Source organism: Pseudomonas sp. S3_A03 (assembly GCF_054668275.1).
The window spans coordinates 1,022,175-1,040,392 of sequence record NZ_CP162753.1; the positions used below are offsets into that span (position 1 = coordinate 1,022,175).

General features: G+C 62.8%; 14 protein-coding genes and 2 pseudogenes. 5 read left to right on the forward strand and 11 right to left on the reverse strand.

Annotation, left to right across the window (positions count from 1 at the left end):
* Positions 1-55: 55 nt before the first annotated feature.
* The 4 genes and pseudogenes from AB4O25_RS04385 to AB4O25_RS04400 all read right to left on the reverse strand — a co-directional run.
* Positions 56-496: pseudogene (locus AB4O25_RS04385) on the reverse strand (response regulator); the annotation flags it as partial.
* Positions 493-2,808, reverse strand: a complete 2,316-nt coding sequence (locus AB4O25_RS04390) for an ATP-binding protein (protein WP_460150563.1) — start codon at positions 2,806-2,808, stop codon at positions 493-495. The gene AB4O25_RS04390 and the pseudogene AB4O25_RS04385, both read right to left, overlap by 4 nt.
* Positions 2,805-3,458, reverse strand: coding sequence for a response regulator (locus AB4O25_RS04395; protein ID WP_017529031.1), 654 nt, complete (start codon positions 3,456-3,458; stop codon positions 2,805-2,807). Before AB4O25_RS04395 ends, AB4O25_RS04390 begins: the two co-directional genes overlap by 4 nt.
* Positions 3,455-4,621 (reverse strand): sensor histidine kinase, encoded by a 1,167-nt coding sequence (locus tag AB4O25_RS04400; protein WP_460150564.1) that lies wholly within the window; start codon positions 4,619-4,621, stop codon positions 3,455-3,457. Before AB4O25_RS04400 ends, AB4O25_RS04395 begins: the two co-directional genes overlap by 4 nt.
* A gap of 154 nt (positions 4,622-4,775) precedes the next feature.
* On the opposite strand from AB4O25_RS04400, the gene AB4O25_RS04405 reads away from it, so the two are divergent.
* Positions 4,776-5,294 carry an SgcJ/EcaC family oxidoreductase gene (locus AB4O25_RS04405; protein WP_017529033.1) on the forward strand — a complete coding sequence of 173 codons (519 nt, stop codon included), beginning with the start codon at positions 4,776-4,778 and terminating at the stop codon, positions 5,292-5,294.
* A 57-nt stretch (positions 5,295-5,351) separates the two neighbouring features.
* Here AB4O25_RS04405 and AB4O25_RS04410 read toward each other — a convergent pair whose 3' ends face one another.
* From AB4O25_RS04410 to AB4O25_RS04435, 6 genes are all read right to left on the reverse strand, one after another.
* Positions 5,352-6,974 carry a dipeptide ABC transporter ATP-binding protein gene (locus AB4O25_RS04410; protein ID WP_065879137.1) on the reverse strand — a complete coding sequence of 541 codons (1,623 nt, stop codon included), beginning with the start codon at positions 6,972-6,974 and terminating at the stop codon, positions 5,352-5,354.
* Positions 6,971-7,855 (reverse strand): ABC transporter permease, encoded by an 885-nt coding sequence (locus AB4O25_RS04415; protein ID WP_065879136.1) that lies wholly within the window; start codon positions 7,853-7,855, stop codon positions 6,971-6,973. The genes AB4O25_RS04410 and AB4O25_RS04415 overlap by 4 nt, the downstream gene beginning before the upstream one ends.
* A gap of 3 nt (positions 7,856-7,858) precedes the next feature.
* Positions 7,859-8,809 (reverse strand): ABC transporter permease, encoded by a 951-nt coding sequence (locus tag AB4O25_RS04420; RefSeq protein WP_017529036.1) that lies wholly within the window; start codon positions 8,807-8,809, stop codon positions 7,859-7,861.
* A complete protein-coding gene (locus AB4O25_RS04425; protein ID WP_460150565.1) occupies positions 8,806-10,434 on the reverse strand; it encodes an ABC transporter substrate-binding protein in 1,629 nt (542 codons plus the stop codon). Before AB4O25_RS04425 ends, AB4O25_RS04420 begins: the two co-directional genes overlap by 4 nt.
* Before the next feature lie 26 nt (positions 10,435-10,460).
* Entirely contained in the window at positions 10,461-10,637 is a 177-nt protein-coding gene (locus AB4O25_RS04430; RefSeq protein ID WP_460151012.1) for a hypothetical protein, read from the reverse strand.
* A gap of 577 nt (positions 10,638-11,214) precedes the next feature.
* Positions 11,215-11,391, reverse strand: coding sequence for a con-10 family general stress protein (locus AB4O25_RS04435; RefSeq protein ID WP_017529039.1), 177 nt, complete (start codon positions 11,389-11,391; stop codon positions 11,215-11,217).
* 325 nt (positions 11,392-11,716) lie between these two features.
* Between AB4O25_RS04435 and AB4O25_RS04440 the strand changes: the two genes are divergently transcribed.
* From AB4O25_RS04440 to AB4O25_RS04450, 3 genes are read left to right on the forward strand one after another with little or no spacing between them, the layout of a single operon-like run.
* Positions 11,717-11,938, forward strand: a complete 222-nt coding sequence (locus tag AB4O25_RS04440) for a hypothetical protein (protein WP_065879135.1) — start codon at positions 11,717-11,719, stop codon at positions 11,936-11,938.
* 14 nt (positions 11,939-11,952) lie between these two features.
* Positions 11,953-12,468, forward strand: coding sequence for a hypothetical protein (locus AB4O25_RS04445; protein ID WP_017529041.1), 516 nt, complete (start codon positions 11,953-11,955; stop codon positions 12,466-12,468).
* A gap of 8 nt (positions 12,469-12,476) precedes the next feature.
* Positions 12,477-12,920, forward strand: coding sequence for a DUF421 domain-containing protein (locus tag AB4O25_RS04450; protein WP_017529042.1), 444 nt, complete (start codon positions 12,477-12,479; stop codon positions 12,918-12,920).
* A 7-nt stretch (positions 12,921-12,927) separates the two neighbouring features.
* Here the strand turns inward: AB4O25_RS04450 and AB4O25_RS04455 are convergent, their stop codons facing one another.
* Positions 12,928-17,025, reverse strand: coding sequence for a CheR family methyltransferase (locus AB4O25_RS04455; protein ID WP_460150566.1), 4,098 nt, complete (start codon positions 17,023-17,025; stop codon positions 12,928-12,930).
* A gap of 329 nt (positions 17,026-17,354) precedes the next feature.
* Between AB4O25_RS04455 and AB4O25_RS04460 the strand changes: the two are divergent.
* Positions 17,355-18,211: pseudogene (locus tag AB4O25_RS04460) on the forward strand (SDR family oxidoreductase).
* Positions 18,212-18,218 lie beyond the last annotated feature (7 nt).

Here is an 18,218-nt window from a genome sequence, read left to right on the forward strand (position 1 = left end):
GGGGGAACCAGACCGGAGCGTCCCCGGCGGCGTGGAGATTGCCCGTTGATTCACGCCGTTGCAACAACTCGATCTGCTGCGCGGGTATCAGCTTGCGCAGGGTTTTGTACAGCGCGCGGGTTTCCAGCAGGTTCCATACCCGCAACATGGTTTCCAGCGCGTCCAGTGGTTTGCTGATGAAGTCGCGTGCGCCCAGGGCCAGGGCGCGCAGGCGGGTGTCGCGGGTGGCGTCGGCGGTGAGCACCAGGATCGGCAGGTATTCGCCCTGGGGGATGCGTCGGTTGAGTTGTTCGAGCACGGCAAAGCCATCGAATTCGGGCATGTGCAGGTCGAGGATCACCAGGTCCGGCTCGAAGCTGTTGAACAGTTCCAGGGTGCGCAGCGGCTGGGTACTGCTCAGTACATGGGTCAACCCTTCACGGGCGAGCAGTTGCTCCACCAGTTCAAGGTTCGGGCGTTGGTCGTCGATGATCAGAATGCGCAGGTCGGTGTTCACGCGGGCTCCGGAAAATACTGGTCGAGGTGGGCGAGAAACGCCGGGATGTTGATGGGCTTGCTCAGCACCGCCGTTGCGCCGGCGTCCTGCAAGGCCCGGCGGGTAGGGTCGCTGGCATCGGCGGTGATCATCAGTACCGGGATGTCGCGGGTGAGCGCCGAGCCGCGCAAGCGCTGCAGCACTTTCAAACCGTCGATGTCCGGCAGCGAAACATCCAGCAGAATCAGCTGCGGCCGATGCTGTGCGGCCAGGTCCAGGCCCAGTTGGCCTTGCATGCTCGACAGCAGCTTTATCCCCGGCCGGCGTTGCAGCAGGGTTTCGATCAGCGCCAGGCTGGAGAGGTTGTCTTCGATGCACAACACGTTGCCCTGCACCCGGCAAGCGGCGGGGGCAGGGCGCTTCCATTCGCTGTCGATCACCGTGGGCACCCTGAGCGGTGAGCCCGGCAGGCGCGCGAACGGCAGCTCCAGGGTAAAGCGTGAGCCGATACCGACCTGGCTTTGCACGGTCAGCCGGCCGTCCATTTGCTCCAGCAGGCTTTTGCTCAGCGCCAGGCCCAGGCCGCTGCCTTCCACATTCGGGTCGGCACCCAGGCGCTCGAACGGGGTGAACAACTGCCCCAGGTGACCCGCCGCAATGCCTGTGCCGCTATCGCACACCGCTACACCGATACGCGGCCCGTCGACCGTGACCTCGATGCTCACCTGGCCTTCGCGGCGGTTGTATTTGATCGCATTGGACAGCAGGTTCAGCAGCACCTGGGTGAGGCGTTGGCGGTCGGCAACGATGCCGATATCGGCCGCCAGCGGGGGCAGGGGCTGCAATTGGATAGCCGCGTCGGTCGCCATGGGGGACACCAGCGTCAACGCCTCTTGCAACACCTGCGTCAACGGGATCGGGGCAATGTTCAACGCCAGGCCTCCCGCTTCGATCTTGGCAATGTCCAGCACCTCGTTGATCAGCGTCAGCAGGTGCTGGCCGGCGCGCAGGATATGCCCGACCTGGGCCTTTTGTGTCTTGGCCGCGTCCATGTCCAGCAACTGCGCAAAACCCAGGATCGAATTGAGTGGCGTGCGCAGCTCGTGGCTCATGCGCGACAGAAACTCGCTTTTGGCGCGGCTGGCGCGTTCGGCTTCCTCGCGGGCGGTGCGCAAGGCGATTTCGGCGGCGCGGCGGTCGGTGATGTCGCGGGTGATCTTGGAGAAGCCACGCAACGCGCCGGTGCCGTCGTACTGCGCGGTGATCACCACACTGGCCCAGAAGCGCGTGCCGTCCTTGCGGCAGCGCCAGCCTTCTTCGGTGTAATCGCCGTTGCCGGTGGCCTCGCGCAAGGCCATGTCCGGGTGCTGCGGGCACTCCTGGGGCAGGTAGAACACCGAGAAATGCCGCCCGATGATTTCCTGCTCGGTGTAACCCTTGATGCGCTCGGCGCCGTTGTTCCAACTGGTGACATGGCCCGCGGTGTCGAGGGCAAAGATCCCGTAGTCCTTGACCCCGTCGATGATCAGCCGCAAGCGTTCCTCGTTGTCGCGCAAGGCGCGTTCGCGTTCGGCCAGCAGCAAGCCGGCTTCCACCAGGCGCGTGCCCAGTTGGCCGATTTCGTCCTGTTCCGGCGGTTGCGGCAACAGCGGGTGGCCCAGCGCCAGGCGTTGCGCATTGCGTTGTACGTTCTGTACCCGCGCGACAATCCCCTTGGACAGGAACAGCACCGCGACAATGGCGCCGAACAAGCCGCACACCGCCGCCAGCCAGGTCGACAGCAATAAGCGCTGACGGGTCTCGTACGCCGCCGCGCTGCGCTCGGCCAGCAAAGACGCTTCCAGGGTGAGCATGGTGCCGATGTGTTGGCGCAAGGCATCGAGGATGTGTTTGTTGCTGATCAAAATGGCGCTGATCGAGTGCGGTGTGGCGTGGCTGTCGTCGAGCATGTCTTGCAGCCCGTCGATCTTGCCGTCAATCAGCGGCTTTATCGCGTTGAGTTGCTCGCGCACCCGCTGATCGCGAACGTTGCGGTCGAGCCGCAGCAGCGCGGCGTCAATCTGCGGCCTGGCGTTGCGGTAACTGGGCAGGAAGTCCTCGCGCCGGGTCAGCAGGTAGCCGCGCACGCTGGCCGCCGCTTCGGCGAGCAGGGTGTGCACGGCCTGGATATCGCCTTGCACGCGCAGCACCCGGCGCACGTCTTCTTCGGCGCGCGCGGTCTGGCGTTCGGTGGTGTAGATCAGCACCAGGGACAGTAACAGCACCACCAACGGCAACGAAATAACCACCAGCGCCTTACCCCGCAGGGGCAGGTCGGCCCAACGGCGCTTCATGGTTGTGCCACCAGGCCCAGGGCGATACCACGCACGGCCGCCTGGGTGCGGTCGGCCGCGCCGAGCTTGCCGATCACCCGTTCCACATGGGCCTTGGCCGTGCCGGTGGTGATGCCCAGGTGTTCACCGATGGCGCGGTTGCTCATGCCGTTGGCCACCAGCCCCAGGACCTGGCGCTCCCGTGGGGTGAGGTGTTCGCTGGGCGCCACGCCGCTGGCCTGGCGTTCGGCCATGCGCCGTAACAGGCGTGCGCTGACAGCCGCGTTGAGCGCTTCGCCGCCGGCGGCCACTTGCTGCAAGGCTTGGATCACCTCGGCACGGCTGGCGTCCTTGAGCAGGTAGCCCAGCGCGCCGGCATTCATCGCCGCTTCCAGGTGGTCGGGGCTGTCGTCCATGGTGAATATCACCACTTTCACCGTCGGCAGGCGTTGTTGCAGCACGCGCGCCGCGCCCAGGCCGTTGAGCACCGGCATGCGGATATCGAGAATGACGATATCCGGCAGCAGTTGTTCGCACAGCTCCACGGCATGTTGGCCGTCACACGCCTGGCCGACCACTTCGAACTGCGGGTGGCCGGCCAGCAGCGCGACAAAACCGGTGCGCGTGACTTCATGGTCATCCGCCAGGACCAGGCGTAACACCTTGCTCATGGTGCAACTCCGTTGAGGCCGGCCGGCACGCTGGCCTGCAGGCGGGTGCCGCCATCGATCACGCTGGCGCAGGTGAAGCGCCCGCCCAGCAGGCTGGCGCGCTCGTGCATGGTGGCCAGGCCCAGATGCCGGGCCTCATCCCGGGGGTGGTCGTGTGCGAAGCCTTTGCCGTTGTCGTCCACCCGTAAAACGGCCATCTCGTCGCGCAGCTCCAGGGCCAGTTGCACCTGGCTGGCGCGCGCATGCTTGAGGACGTTATTGATGGCTTCCTGGCCGATCCTGAACACAGCAATTTCCACCTGGCTGGGCAGCCGCTGCGCACAGTGCGAGCGCCACACCACGTTGATGCCGACGTCACGCAGGCGGTCGGCTTCTTTGTCGAGGGCTTTGAACAGGCCGAAATCGTCCAGCACCGTGGGGCGCAGGCCCGCAATCAGTTGGCGGCCTTCGCCGACGGAGTGCTGGGCCAGGCTGAGAATCGCCTGCAAGTCCGTGGCCAAGGCGTGTGGCAGGGGCGGGCAGCGGCCGGCGAACCCTTGCAGCCGTTGATGCAAACCGGCGAGGGTTTGCGCCAGGCCGTCGTGCAGGTCGTAGGCTACGCGTTTGCGTTCGTCTTCCTGGGCGCGAAGCAAGCGGTTGACCAGGTCGGACAGCGTACGGTCGCGCGCCTTGAGGGTGGTCAACAGCCGATGGTTTTCCAGGTGAGTGGCCAGCAGCGTGGCAAGCAATTGCACGGATTCGCTGTCTTCATGCTCCGGCGCGCGCAGGCTGACGCTATTGCCCAGCACCAATACGCCAAAGGCCTGGCCGTCACTGCCGCGCAAGGGTACTTGCAGCACGCTGTGCGGCTGGTCGTGCCAGCGTGGCGCACGCAGGTCGCGGTCGGCAAGGGCGGCCAGGCTGGCCACCCGCGCGGGGCTGCCATGGCGGGCGGTGGCACTGGCGCTGCCCTCGGCATCCCATTCCTGCAGCACCCCGTGGTCCATCGCGAGGAACGCACAGGCCCTGACAAGCACCTGTTCGCGCATGGCCTCGGGGGCCAGTTGAGCCAGTTCCTGCCCGGTCTCCACCAACAGGCGCAGGCGCGCTGCGCGGCTTTGCGACTGGCGAAAATGCGCGCGCATGGCCAAGGCGCTGCCGGGATCATGAGGTGTGTCGTGCATGCTGAATGTTCCGGTCGCGAGGACGCTTATTAGACCTTGCCAGGCCCTTGGGCGCTATCTGCCAAATGGCATAGGCAAATGACTCCGGTTGGCCGATGGCGGCGGCTGGGCAGGTTGGCAAAGTGGGCTCACCGATCACCACTGGAGTTTCGTCATGCAATTCAAACCCGCCGCCATCGCCCTGATGTTTGCCTTGAGCGCACCGTTTGCCCAGGCCGCCGAGACCGCCCCGTATGTTTACCGTGAGGTGGCGCAGGCCCCGACCAACCTCAAAGACCGCGAGATCGCCGGCCTGTTCGACCGCTGGAACAGCGCCTTGCAGACCGGCAACGTTGACTCGGTGGTTGCCCTGTATGCGCCGGGCGCGGTGTTGCAGCCTACGGTGTCGAACCAGGTACGCACCACGCCAGACCAGATCAAGGATTACTTCGACCACTTCCTGGCGCTCAAGCCGGTAGGCCAGATCAATTACCGCGAGATCCGCCAGTTGGGCAGCAATGTGGCCATGGACAGCGGGGTCTATACCTTCACCCTGACCGAAGCGAACGGTAAGAAGCGTGAGGTACAGGCGCGCTATACGTTCGTTTACGAACAGGTGGGCGGGCAGTGGAAGATCCTCAACCATCATTCGTCGGCGATGCCCGAAATGCAGGTCAAGCACGCCAAGCAATAAAGGCGTGTTTATTGTGGCGAGGGGCAAGCTCCCTCGCCATAGGTGCAGGGTTCGTTCTCAACTGAACTCGGCGGCCACCTGGCCTGGGATCGCCGCGATCAGCTCACGGGTGTACGCGGTGGCCGGGCGGTTGAAGATCTGCTCCACCGACCCCTGTTCCACCACTCGGCCATTGCGCAGCACCAGTACCTCGTGGGCAAAGTTGGCGACCACCGACAGGTCATGGGAGACCAGCACATAGGCAATACCCATGTCCCGTTGCAGCGTTTCGAGCAGCTCCAGAATATGCGCCTGCACTGACACATCCAGCGCGCTGACCGGTTCGTCGAGCAGCAACAGGTCGGGTTTCAAGGCCAGGGCGCGGGCGATAGCGACGCGTTGGCACTGGCCCCCGGACAGCTCGCGCGGCAGGCGGTCGAGGAAGCTCACCGGCAGGTGCACGCGGCTGATCAACTCACGCGCGGCGTGTTCCAACGCCGCCCCCTTGAGCAGGCCGAACGACACCAGCGGCTCAACGATGCTGTCGAACACCGTAAAGCGCGGGTCGAGGGCGGCGAACGGGTTTTGTTGCACCAGTTGCAGGCGTTGGCGCAACGGGCGGAACTGGCGCCAGCTCAGGTCGGTGACGTCCTGTTGCTCGAAGCAGACGCGGCCCTGGCTGGGTTTCTCCAGGCCCAGGGCGATACGCAGCGCGGTGCTCTTGCCCGATCCGGACTCGCCGACGATGGCCAGGGTCTGGCCGGGGTACACCTGTAAGTTGAGGTCCTCCAGGGCCAGCAAGGTAGCGGCCTCGCCCTTGACCTTGGGCAACGCGAAGGTCTTGCCGACGTGGTGCAGGCTCAGGATCGGCTGGCGCCCCAGGTCAAGATTGATCAGCGGCGCACGGCGCTTGGCGAAGGCGGGCGCGGCGGCAATCAGGGCGCGGGTGTAGTCGTGAGCGGGCTGGGCGAGGATCTGGCGGGGCGGGCCTTGTTCGACCACTGCGCCGTGTTGCATCACCAGGATGCGGTCCGCGCGGTCGGTGGCCACGCCCAGGTCGTGGGTGATGATCAGCAGTGAAATCCCGCGTTCACTGACCAAGCGTTGCAGGTGGTCGAGGATTTTGCGCTGCACGGTGACGTCGAGGGCGCTGGTGGGCTCGTCGGCGATGATCAGGCGCGGGTTGCCGGCCAGGGCAATGGCGATCAGTACGCGCTGGCGCATGCCGCCGGAGAGTTCATGAGGGTACTGGCGCGCGCGCAGTACCGGCTTATCGATGCCCACCTGTTGCAGCAACGCGACAACGTCCGCGTCGATGCCGGGGTAGCGCTTGCCCTTGGCCGATATCAACGCTTCGCCGATCTGCTGGCCAACGCGCAGGGTGGGGTTGAGGCTGACCATCGGGTCCTGGGGCACCAGACCGATGGTACGGCCGCGCAGGTTGCGTTTCTGGCGCTCGCCGGCGTGGCTCAGGTCGCTGCCATCGACCCACAGCTCACCGGCGCTGATCCGCGCATTATCCGGCAGCAACCCGAGGATGGCGTTGGCCAGGGTGGTTTTGCCCGAGCCGGACTCGCCGACAATCGCCACGGTTTCGCCCTGGGCGATGCTAAATGACAGCCCGCGCACCGCCGGGTTGAGCTGGCCGCCGGCGCGGTAATCGACCGCGAGCTGGCGTACATCGACCAGAAACGCGCTCATCGCTGGGCCTCCTCGAACGTACGGGCGATATGGTTGAGGCTGAACACCACCGCGACCAGGAACAGGCCTGGCAGCAACGACACCCAGGGCGCGGTGATCAGAAAGTGCCGGCCATTGGCGATCAACGTGCCCCATTCCGCCGCCGGTGGCGCGGCGCCGAAACCGAGGAAACTGAGGCCGGCGGTGGCGAGGATCGCCGCGCCGAAGTCCAGCGTCGCCAGCACCGCCACCGGCCCCCAGGCGTTCGGCAGGATGTGCCGCAGCAACGTGCGGCTCCAGCTGGCGCCGCCCAGGCGCGCGGCTTCGACGTAGGGCAGGGTTTTCACGCGCAAGACTTCAGCGCGGGTGGTGCGCGCAAACCCCGGGATAATGCCGATCCCCACGGCAACGGCCACCGGCACCGTGCCGAAGCCGATGGCCGTGACAATCGCCAGGGCCAGCAATAGGCCGGGCAGGGCCAGCAACACATCGACAAACCGCATGATCACCGCGTCGACACGCCCGCCGGTAAACCCGGACAGAATGCCCAGGCCCAGCCCACCCACCAGCGCGATGCCCACCGCCAGCGACGCGGCCAGCACCGACAGGCTGGCGCCATGCACCACTCGGGTAAACAGGTCGCGGCCCAGCTCATCGGTGCCGAACCAGTGCGTCAGGTTCGGCGCGCTGAGCTTGTCCGCCGGCGCGGTGGCGTAGGGGTCGAAGCTGCTCAGCAGTTGCGGCGCCACGGCGGCAACCAACGAAAACAGCACCACCAGCACGGCCAGGCTGAACCCCGGCCGACGCAGCAAGGGCCGCAAGGTGGCGGCAACCCGTTGCAGGGGGCTGCGGCGGCGCCAGAGCGGCGCCGAAAGCGCCAGGTTTCGATTAAGTGTGGTCATGGTTCAGGACACCTTTGGCGTGTGTGAAATACGCGGGTCGAGCCAGGGGTAAAGCAGGTCCACCAACAGGTTCACCAGCACAAACGCGGCCGCCGACACCGCGACAATCGCCAGCACCACCGGGATGTCCTGGCGCAGCACCGCTTCCTGGGCCAGGCGGCCGATGCCGGAGCGGGCGAAAATGGTCTCCACCAGCACCGCGCCGGACACGGTATTGCCGACCTGCAAACCGATCAGCGTGAGGATCGGCAGCGCGGCGTTCTTGAACCCATGGCGGGCCTGCACCTGGCCCCGGCTCAGGCCCTTGGCGTAGGCGGTGACGATGTAGGCTTCTTTCCACACCCCCTGGAAGCTGCGTTGCAGCACCTGGGCGTACACCGCCGCGCTCGGAATCGCCAGGGTGACCGCCGGCAGTACCAGGCTTTCAACGCCCCGGCTGCCGGTGGCGGGAAACCACCCCAGGCCAAACGCAAACACTTGGATCAACAGCAGGCCCATCCAGAACACCGGCACCGAAAAGCCCAGGGACGGCAGGCGCGCCAGCGCTTTCTTCAGCGGTTGCCAGCGGATATACGCGGTGAGGTAAGCCAGGCCGATGCCGCCCAGCAGTGACAGCACAATGGCCAGGCCGGCCAGGGATAGCGTCTGCGGCAAACGTTCGACCAACAGCTCGGCCACCGGCCGGTTAAGCGATAACGATTGGCCGAAATTCCCGCGCAGTGCCCCCAGCAGCAAGTCGACGTACTGTTCGAACACGCCTTTATCCAGCCCGTAATAAGCCCGCGCCTTGGCCAGGTCTTCCACCGACAGCCCATCGGCCTCCATGCCCGACGCGCTGAGCATGATCGACAGCGTGTCACCCGGCAGCAGATACAGAATGAAGTAAGTGATGCTATACGCGCCCCAGAGCACCAGTAGCGCCTGGCCGACACGGCCGATCAGGTAGCGGCTCATGGCGTGCTCACGTCGATATCACCCAGTAACGCAAAGCCCTCGGCGGTCCAGCGAAAGTTCTTCACCCTGGGCGATGTCGCCGCCTGCCACACGCGCTCGTACACCGGGAACGCCGAGCCTTGTTCCACCAACAGGTCCTGCAGGTCGCCGTAAGCGGTGGCGCGTTGTTGCTGTTGGGTGGCGGTGATGCCTGCATCGAACAGGCTCTTGGCTTTGTCCAGCGCGGCCGGTTCGTAAAGGTTGGTGGCCAGGGTCGAGCTGTTGGCGGTGCGCGGGTCGAGGATGGTTTGCAGGATGATCGGATCGGCGCGAGTCATGTAGGTGCTGGTCAGGTCATAGTTGCCGGCGCTGTTGTTGGCGACCCATTCGGCACGGGTGACCACGTTGAGCTTGAGCTCGATGCCGACTTTGTGCAGTTGGTCCTGGATCAACACATCGCCGGCGGTCTCGGCCGGTGTGATGTTGTAGCTCAGGCTCAGGCGCTTGCCGTTCTTGCTGCGATAACCGTCCGCGCCCTTGGCCCAGCCCGCCTGGTCCAACAGGCGCGCGGCAGCTTCCGGGTCATACGCCAACTTGCTGCCTTGGCTCTTGAAGTAAGGCGTGGTCACGTCATAGATGCCGTCCACCACCGGGAAGTCGGCGTTGTACACGGTGCTGGCATAGCTCTTGCGATCGATGGCTTTTTGCAGGGCCTGGCGTACCTGTTGGTCGGCCAGTACCCGCTCGCCACGGGTGTTGGGGTACAGGTTCAGCGCCGGGCCCGGCAACGAGCGGCTCTGGAGGGTGGCGCCCTTGGCCTGGAACAGCTTCAGGTCCACCTCGGAGAACGGGTTGCGCGGCCACAGGATGTCGGCTTTGCCTTGCAGGAACAGGCCGTTGCGCACGCTCTCTTCGGGGATATAGCTGACGTCGACGGCATCCAGGTGCGCTTCGCCCTGGTTTTGCATGTTGGCCGAGGCCCAGGCGTAGCCCTTGCGTTTGGTCAGGTGCGCGCCGACTTCCGGCGTGTAGCTGGCCAGCACGAACGGCCCGGTGCCGATGATCTTGCCGAGCGAGCGCTCCTTGGCGCTGAGCGCGTAGGAGGCTGGCGCCAGGATCGCCAGGTTGGTGGTGGACGTCGCTTGCAGGAAACCGGCGTTGGGCTTGGCCAGCACCAGCTTGACGGTCAGGTCGTCCACCACTTCGGCGTGGTCGAATCCGGCCAGGTAAGTGGCGCCGAAAGTGGCCGGCAACTCGCGGGCCAAGGCCTTGTTACTGTCGAACGCGGTTTTCACCGCCTGGGCATTGAAGCGCTCGCCATTGCTGAAGGTCACATGGTCGCGCAGGTGGAAGGTGAAGGTGAGCGCGTCTTCGCTGACTTCCCAGCGTGTGGCCAGCCACGGGATGATCTTGCCGGTCTGTGGGTCCTGGTCGGTGAGGGATTCGGCCACATTGCGCAGCAGCACACGGTGTTCGAGCCAATACACCTGGAACGGGTCGACACTGACCAAGGTGGTGTTGTCGCCAAAAAAGGCGATGTTCAGGGTTTTGCCCGCCGGGGTGTCGCTGCCCGGTGAACAGGCGACCAGGCTCAAGGCCAGGGCGCCGGCGGCCAGCAGACGGCTTGGCAGATGCGATCTATTCAATGGAGTGCCCTCGTGTTCGGTTTGGCTTAAAAGTCGTAGGCCAGCTTGGTGTGCCAGTAGCCACCGCCCGGGTAGAACGGCGGGTTGCCGTACGCCGCCAGGCCGAGGTTGCTGTACACCGCGTGTTGGTCGGGGCGTACGTCGAAGATGTGGGTGCCGTCGACGCTGACAGTCAGGTGATCGGGGGCGGTAAGGTCTGGCATGAGGGGAGGGGTCCATGTCTGCTGGGGGTGTGTACGTCCTCCGCCGGGCATGGGGTCGGTCTGTGAAGCGAAGATAAGCCTATAAAAAACCGGAGTGAAAGTCTTTTTAGGAATAAGCTAATTATCAGATATTGTTATCTTGCGTAATCATAAAATGATTTGTTTTTATGTTGAGGTCCTTGCATGCCGCTTCCGATCTGGCCTTCACGTGTTGACAGGACGGCGTTCGGGGCGTGGTGCAGTGGGCAGAGCATTGGTCTTCCCGCATCCGCGCGAGGGCATGTGCGGCGGCCTGCTGTTTCCAAGGGGCAGCGGCTCGTGCGGAGGGGCATAAAGAAGGGGACGTCATATTGAAGTGGATGCAACTTAAATTGCACTTCCCAGCGGTGGGTATTTATCAGCGCGGGCAAATATCTACAGCGATGAAGTTGTGTCAGGAGAAGAAGGCTTAATAGGTACAGTTAGGCATGGGCAGGCAGGGTTAGTTGTCCACGGCAACCTAGAGCGTGCGGGTCAAATGACTAACTTCTTTGCCCAGTAAGAAAGGGGCAGCCAAGGCCGCCCCCTTTTCGCTCACTTACGATTTGCGGCCGCCACCATGGCTGTGTTGGCCGCCTTTGCGCCCGGCCTCGGAGGCTTTTTCCCGATCGTTGGCAAAGTTGCCACCCGATGCTTGACCGCCTTTTTTACCGGCCTCGGACGCTTTTTCGCGATCGTTGGCGAAGTTGCCTGGGTTCTTATTACTAGTCGTCATGGTCTTTCTCCAATTGAATAGCTGGTAGCGGGTTGTCGCTTCGCTAGTTGCCCGTGAATGTCACAGGTACTTATTCCGATAACGCCGCTTGCGAAAACGTTTTGTGAATGTATAAAAACGGCGATGAACGGTCGGTCGTGTGAAAGAACTTATACAAGGTGCATAAAATACCGCCGCTTCGTCTAACTTTTATCAAGGCCTGGGAGAGTGCATGGATAGCGTTCGTGCCGCTTCGCTGAGTGGATACGTTTATCTGTGAACAGCGAAAAAGAATGAACCCCGGCCGTCCTGGTTAAACCAAACCTGTATCAACGGGAGGTGCATCATGCCATTCACTTATTTCTGGATTTTCCTGGCCGTCATCCTGCTGTTGCTCGACCTGTGGGTCATCAACAGCGTCTGGCGAAGCGACAATTCAACCGGCAACAAGGCGGGCTGGACGGCTATGGTCGTGCTGCTGCCGTTTTTAGGGCTGGCGATCTGGAGTATCGCGGGGCCGCGCGGTGTGACCAAAGGCCCATCTTCGCCCGAACATAGCAAAGGCTGAGCCGAAGGTGCCCTATGAAGCCCCCTGCGCATAACGACTTGCACAGCCGGAGCTATCCGGTGAATGAAGACATGACCCTGCAGCGCAAGGTCTGGCACTTCGAGCGGTGGGGTTGGTATGGGTTGGTGGTGTTGATGGCGCTGACCTTGGCCGGGCTGTTCTCCAAGGGGCCGCTCAGCACCGCCGACGTGCGCAGCGCCGATGGGCAACTGCGCGTCGAGCATCAACGGTTTCTGCGCAACGGGTCGTCCGATGTGCTGGTCATCCATCTGCGGGGCAAGGCGCGCGAGCCCCTGGAGGTAGCCCTCAGTGGCGAGTTGTTGCGTGGCTTCAATGTTGAAATGCTGCAGCCGCAACCCCTCAAGGCCAGCACCGCCGGCGAAGGCGTGAAACTGTGGCTGCTCACCGACGATGACGGGCATGCGGTGTTGTACCTGACGTTGCGCAGCGACGGCGTGGGTAGCTTCGACACCCAGGTGGCGCTCGCCAACGGCGCGTCCGTGCGTTTTTCACAATTCATCTATCCGTAGGGGGCGCCATGGACTCGGTATTGCGCGCAGCCGCGATTTACCTGGTGTTGATGATTCTGTTCAAGATCGCCGGCAGGCGCTCCCTGGCGGAACTCACCACCTTCGACCTGGTGCTATTGATGGTGATCAGCGAGGCGACTCAGCAGGCGTTGCTGGGCGAAGATTTTTCGTTGACCAACGCCGTGCTGGTGATTGTCACGTTGATCGCCATCGATATCGGTTTGTCCTTGGTCAAACAGCGTTCGCGCTGGTTTTCCAGGGTGTTGGATGGCGGGCCGACGATTGTGGTCGAAGACGGCAAGGTGCTCGCTGAACGTCTCAAGCACGCGCGCCTGGATGAGAGCGATATTCTCGAAGCGGCCCGCTCCGCCCAAGGCATTCTGGCGATTGATCAGATCAAATTCGCGATCCTTGAGCGCAACGGCAAAATTTCGATTATCCCCTTTGAATAAGCCCCACCTACCGCTGTGAGCGGCAGAGTTTTTCGATCAGGCTGATCAACGAGTCATGGGCCACGGGTTTGCTGACATGGGTGTTGAAGCCCGATTCGGCGTGCTTTTTCTGGTCCGTGCTGGCACCGTAACCGGTCAGGGCAATGGCGGGAACCTTGTGCAGATGGTCGATCTTGCGCAGTTTGCGCATCAGCTCATGACCGTTCATTTTCGGCATGCCGATGTCGGAAATAATCACGTCGTATTGAGCCTCGCGGGCGTTTTCAAGGGCGTTCTGCGGATCACTGAACGCACTGACCTCGGCGCCTTCCATTTCCAGCAATAAATTCAGTACTTCAAGCACCTCCGCCGAATCGTCCACCAACAGCACCTTGACGCCATTCAAACGCTCGTCCTCGGCCTGAGTGTCGCTGGCGTCCGGCAGGTGGTGTTGTTGCAGGCTCAGTGGCAACAGAATGGAGAAGGTGCAACCAAAGCCCAGGCCTTTGGAGTGAACACTCACCGTGCCATCGTGCGCTTCGACCAATTGGCGTACCAGCGACAAGCCGATCCCCAGGCCCTCGCGCTGATGGGTCTGGTGCTGGTTTTCGGCTTGCCCGAACAGGTCGAAGATTTTTTCCAGGCTGTCGTCGGCGAGCCCGGCGCCGCTGTCGATCACGTCCAACTGGGCGTGCCCGACCTTGCGGCTGACCACCAACTGCACCTGGCCATTCTCCGGCGTGAACTTAAGCGCATTGTTGATCAGGTTCCAGATCACTTGCTCGATGCGCGTCGGGTCTGCGTCGACGATCAGCGCTCCACCTTCGGATGGCGTTTGCAGGGTCACCTGGCGACGATGCCCGTCTGCGAGCACCACGCTATGGATATCCTGGAGTGTGCGAATCAGGTCGACCGGTTGTTTTTTCAGCTTGAGCTTACCGGTACGCACCCGAGCGACGTCCAACAGGTCGTCGATGATCCGCGCCTGGCTGGACACGGCCTCGCAGATGGTATCCACCGCCCTGATCGCAGGGCCCGCCGACTTGGTGGCGGGCAGGCGCCGCAGCAATTCGGCGTTCAGCTGGATCAGGTTCAATGGGTGCTTGAGTTCGTGCGACATCACCGCGAAGAACTCATCCTTGAGATGGCTGTTGGTCTGGGTTTCCATCAACCGCTGACTCTGTTCGTCCTGGGTGCGTTTATGCCCGGTGAGGTCACGGGCAATCTTCACGTAGCCCTGCAAGCTTGCGCTCTTGAGCAGGGTGACTTCGCCGCTGCAATAGAACCGGCTGCCGTCCTTGCGCACATGCCAGCGTTCATCTTCGCCACGCCCATGTTCGCGGGCCGCGCGCAGTTCGCTCTCCGGCACGCCGGCGGAGCGGTCCTCGGGCGAAAAAATCAGGTCGTAATAAGCGCCCAGCACTTCGTTCTTGGTGTAGCCGAAGATCAGTTCGGCGCCGGTGTTCCAGTCGGTAATGGCGCCGTGGTCATTGAGGATGATGATGGCGAAATCATGGGTGCTTTCGGCCACCAGGCGCATGCGTTCTTCGCCCAGGCGCAGTTCCTCTTCGGCCTGGCGCCGCTTGGTGATATCGATAAAGGTCAGCACGGTGCCGTCGATGTGGTCTTCGCTGGAGCGGTAGGGCAGCAACCGCGCGATGTACCAGCGCGCATCCTTACTGCTGATCTCGCGTTCGATCATGCTCAGCGACTCAAACACGTTCGTCGCGTCATCGCTCATTTGCGGGTAGTCGAGGCGGTGCGTGATGTCCATCAGCGAGCGCCCGGTGTCCACCGGCAGCATGCTGAAAATATCGGTGGCACGCGGGGTGAACCAGCGGATGCGCATGTTGCGGTCGACGAACACGGTGGCGATGTCGGTGGAGGCGATCAGGTTGGTCAGGTAGTCGTTGACCTTGTCCGTCTCTTCAACCTTGGTCTTGAGCTCGTAATTGACCGTCAACAGTTCCTCATTGATCGATTGCAGCTCTTCCTTGCTGGTTTCCAGTTCCTCGGTGGCCGAGCGCAACTCTTCGTTGATCGCCTGCATTTCCTCGTTGGAGGCCTTGAGTTCCTCGCTGGAGACTTCCGCATGCTCAATGGTGTCCTGCAGGTGCAGCTTGGTGCGTTGCAGCTCGCGCTCCAGGTTGCTCATGATCTGGTTTTCCGCATGGCTGACGGTGTCGGCCTCGGACTGTTGCGGGTCGATTTCGGCTTCCTGGAACATCACCAGCACATAGTCGTTTTCGGTGGCCTCGTCGCGGTAGGGGCGGGCGCTGATGTCCACCAGGTAAGTGCCCTGTTCGCGTTGGATGCGAACCTTGCGCGAAGTCACGCAGGTGTTCGATTGCTGGACCTGGAACAGAGTAGTGCGGATATCCAGGCGCAGGTCGGGGTGGACCAGCGCCAGCAGGTTGTGGGTGATTTCCCCGGCGACATAACGCAGGAAGCGTCCCGCGCCTTCGCTCATGTGCAGGATATCGGCGTGGATATCGACAATCACGCTAGGCGGTGCGGCCTTGGCCAGGGCGCGCAGGTGGATATCGGCGAACGAAACCTTGTTGGGCGCCGGCGCCGCGGCGGCAACGGCGGTGGTGTTCGGGCGCAGGTAACCGCCACGCGGCATGGTGGGCGCGCGACGCACCGCGGAGGAGCCGGCGCGCACCCGGAAGATACGGTTGCGCTTGTCCACCGGCACAAACAGGTCGAGGCAACCGTCGGCCGACTCCGATGAACCCAGGAACAGGTAGCCACCGGGGCGCAGCGCAAAGTGGAACAGTTGCAGGATGTCGCGCTGCACGTCTCGGTCCAGGTAGATCAGCAGGTTGCGGCACACGATCAGATCTATCTGCGAGAACGGTGGGTCAGCCAGCAGACTGTGCTTGGCGAACAGCACCTTTTCGCGAATCTCCTTGCGCACGCGGTAGTGCTGGTTTTTCTCCTTGGCGAAGTACTGGCGCAAGCGTGACGGCGGCACGTCGGTGATGATCGCTTCGGGATACACACCGTTGCGGCCGTGGGTAATCGCACGCTCATCGATATCGGTGGCAAACACTTGCATCTTGGCGTTGCTGGCATCCAGCGCCAGTTGCTCGGTCACCAGCATCGCGAGGCTGTAGGCCTCCTCACCGGTGGAGCAGCCGGCCGACCAGATACGCACTTCCTCGCGGTGCGGCGCGCTGTCTTCCAGGGACTTGACCAGGTTGGGGATCACATCCCGCTCAAGGGCTTCGAAGGCCTCGCGGTCGCGGAAGAAGTTGGTCACGCCGATCAGCATATCGCCCAGCAATGCCTTGGTTTCTTCCGGGTGTGATTGCAAAAAGTTGTAATAGGTCGCCAGGTCCGGTTGCGCCGTCACTTGCAGGCGACGCTCGATACGGCGCAGCACGGTGGCGCGCTTGTAGTGCTTGAAGTCATGGCCGGTACTGGCGCGCAGTTGGATCAGGATGTCCAGCAACAACTGCTCCGCCACGGCCGCATCGCGCTCGTTGGCCGGCGGGATGGTGCGGATCTCGGGGTCATTGGCGGTGGGCAGGATGATCGCTTGGGCATTGCGCCACAGCTCCAGCAACTTCTGTGGCATCTCCACCACGGGCAGTACCAGGTCGACCATTTGCGTTTCCAGCGCGGCCAGGGGCATGCCGTCGAACTCGGCATCTTCCGGCGTTTGTACCAGCGTGATGCCGCCTTGCTCCTTGATCCGTGAAAGCCCTACCGCGCCATCGGAGCCGGTACCGGACAGCACCAGGCAAAACGCGCGTTCTTTATGGGTGTCGGCCAGGTCGCGAAAAAACAGGTCGATGGCAATGTGCGAGCCGCCTTCGCGTACCGACGGCGATAAGGCCAGATAGCCATCATTCATCGTCAACAACTGCGCGGGCGAAATGACATACACCTGGTTTTTTTCGATCGCCATGGTGCTGTTGACCTGGGTGACCGGCATGCCGGTCGACTCCTGGATGATCTTGTCCGCCACGCTCTGATGGTCGGGGGACAGGTGCAGGATCACCACGAACGCCATGCCGCAGTCTTTGGGCATGTGTTCAAAAAAACTCTTCACCGCTTGCAGCCCGCCTGCCGACGCGCCAATTCCCACCACCGGGAAATCCAGATTGCTGGGGGTCAATTCCTTGCGTTGCGGAACGTTCGGAGACCGCAGGGGGCAGACTTCATAAATGCCAACCTTTTTAACTGCGCACGTGAAGAGTGTGTAGAGGGTACGAATTCAAGCGTGGGGGAGGGCGCAACGGAAATGAAATATAGCTGAAAGCCTACCTGTAACAGAACGCCTGCGACCTTTACCTCACGGTTGAGACGAAAAAACCTGGAAAGGTTTATCCAGACTGACGAGCGGCGCGCATGCACCTGACGGTTATCCGATTTTCTGCAAATTTGTCTGAACTAACCCTTCCGGCCCGGCCTCGCAAGAATATTCACAACCCGGAGGAACCCGCGATGAGCAACTATCCAAAACCGCCGTTCAGCCCACAGCAACAACCCGTTCCCGGTGATCAGCGCAAGATGGACCCGATGCCCGACTGCGGCGAGCAAACCTATAAAGGCTCGGGTCGGTTGGCCAACAAGATTGCCTTGGTGACCGGTGCCGACAGCGGCATCGGACGCGCCGTGGCCATTGCCTTTGCGCGCGAAGGCGCGGATGTGGCGGTGTCCTATCTGGACGAGCATGAAGACGCCAAGGAAACCGCGCGCTGGGTCGAGGCGGCAGGGCGCCAATGCCTGTTGCTGCCCGGCGATCTGGACGACGCGGCGCACTGCGCGGCGATCGTCAACGACACCGTGGAGAAGTTCGGGCGCATCGATGTGCTGGTCAACAACGCGGCCTACCAAATGACCTACGAGACGCTCGAAGACATCCCCGACGAGGATTGGCTGAAGACCTTCAATGTCAACGTCACGGCGATGTTCCGGATCTGCAAGGCCGCGCTGCCGCACATGGCCGAGGGCAGCTCGATCATCAACACCAGCTCGGTCAATTCCGATGCACCCAACCCTACCTTGTTGCCGTACGCGGCGACCAAAGGCGCGATTGCCAACTTCACCGCGGGCCTGGCGCAAATGCTTGGCAAGCGTGGATCCGCGTCAACAGCGTAGCGCCCGGGCCGATCTGGACACCGCTGATCGTATCGACGATGACCGAAGACTCGATCAAACACTTCGGTGGCAGTACGCCCTTGGGACGCCCCGGCCAACCGGTCGAGGTGGCGCCTATCTATGTGCTGCTGGCGTCGGATGAAGGCAGCTACATCTCCGGCGAACGCTACGGCGTAACGGGTGGCAAACCGATTCTCTGATATCAGC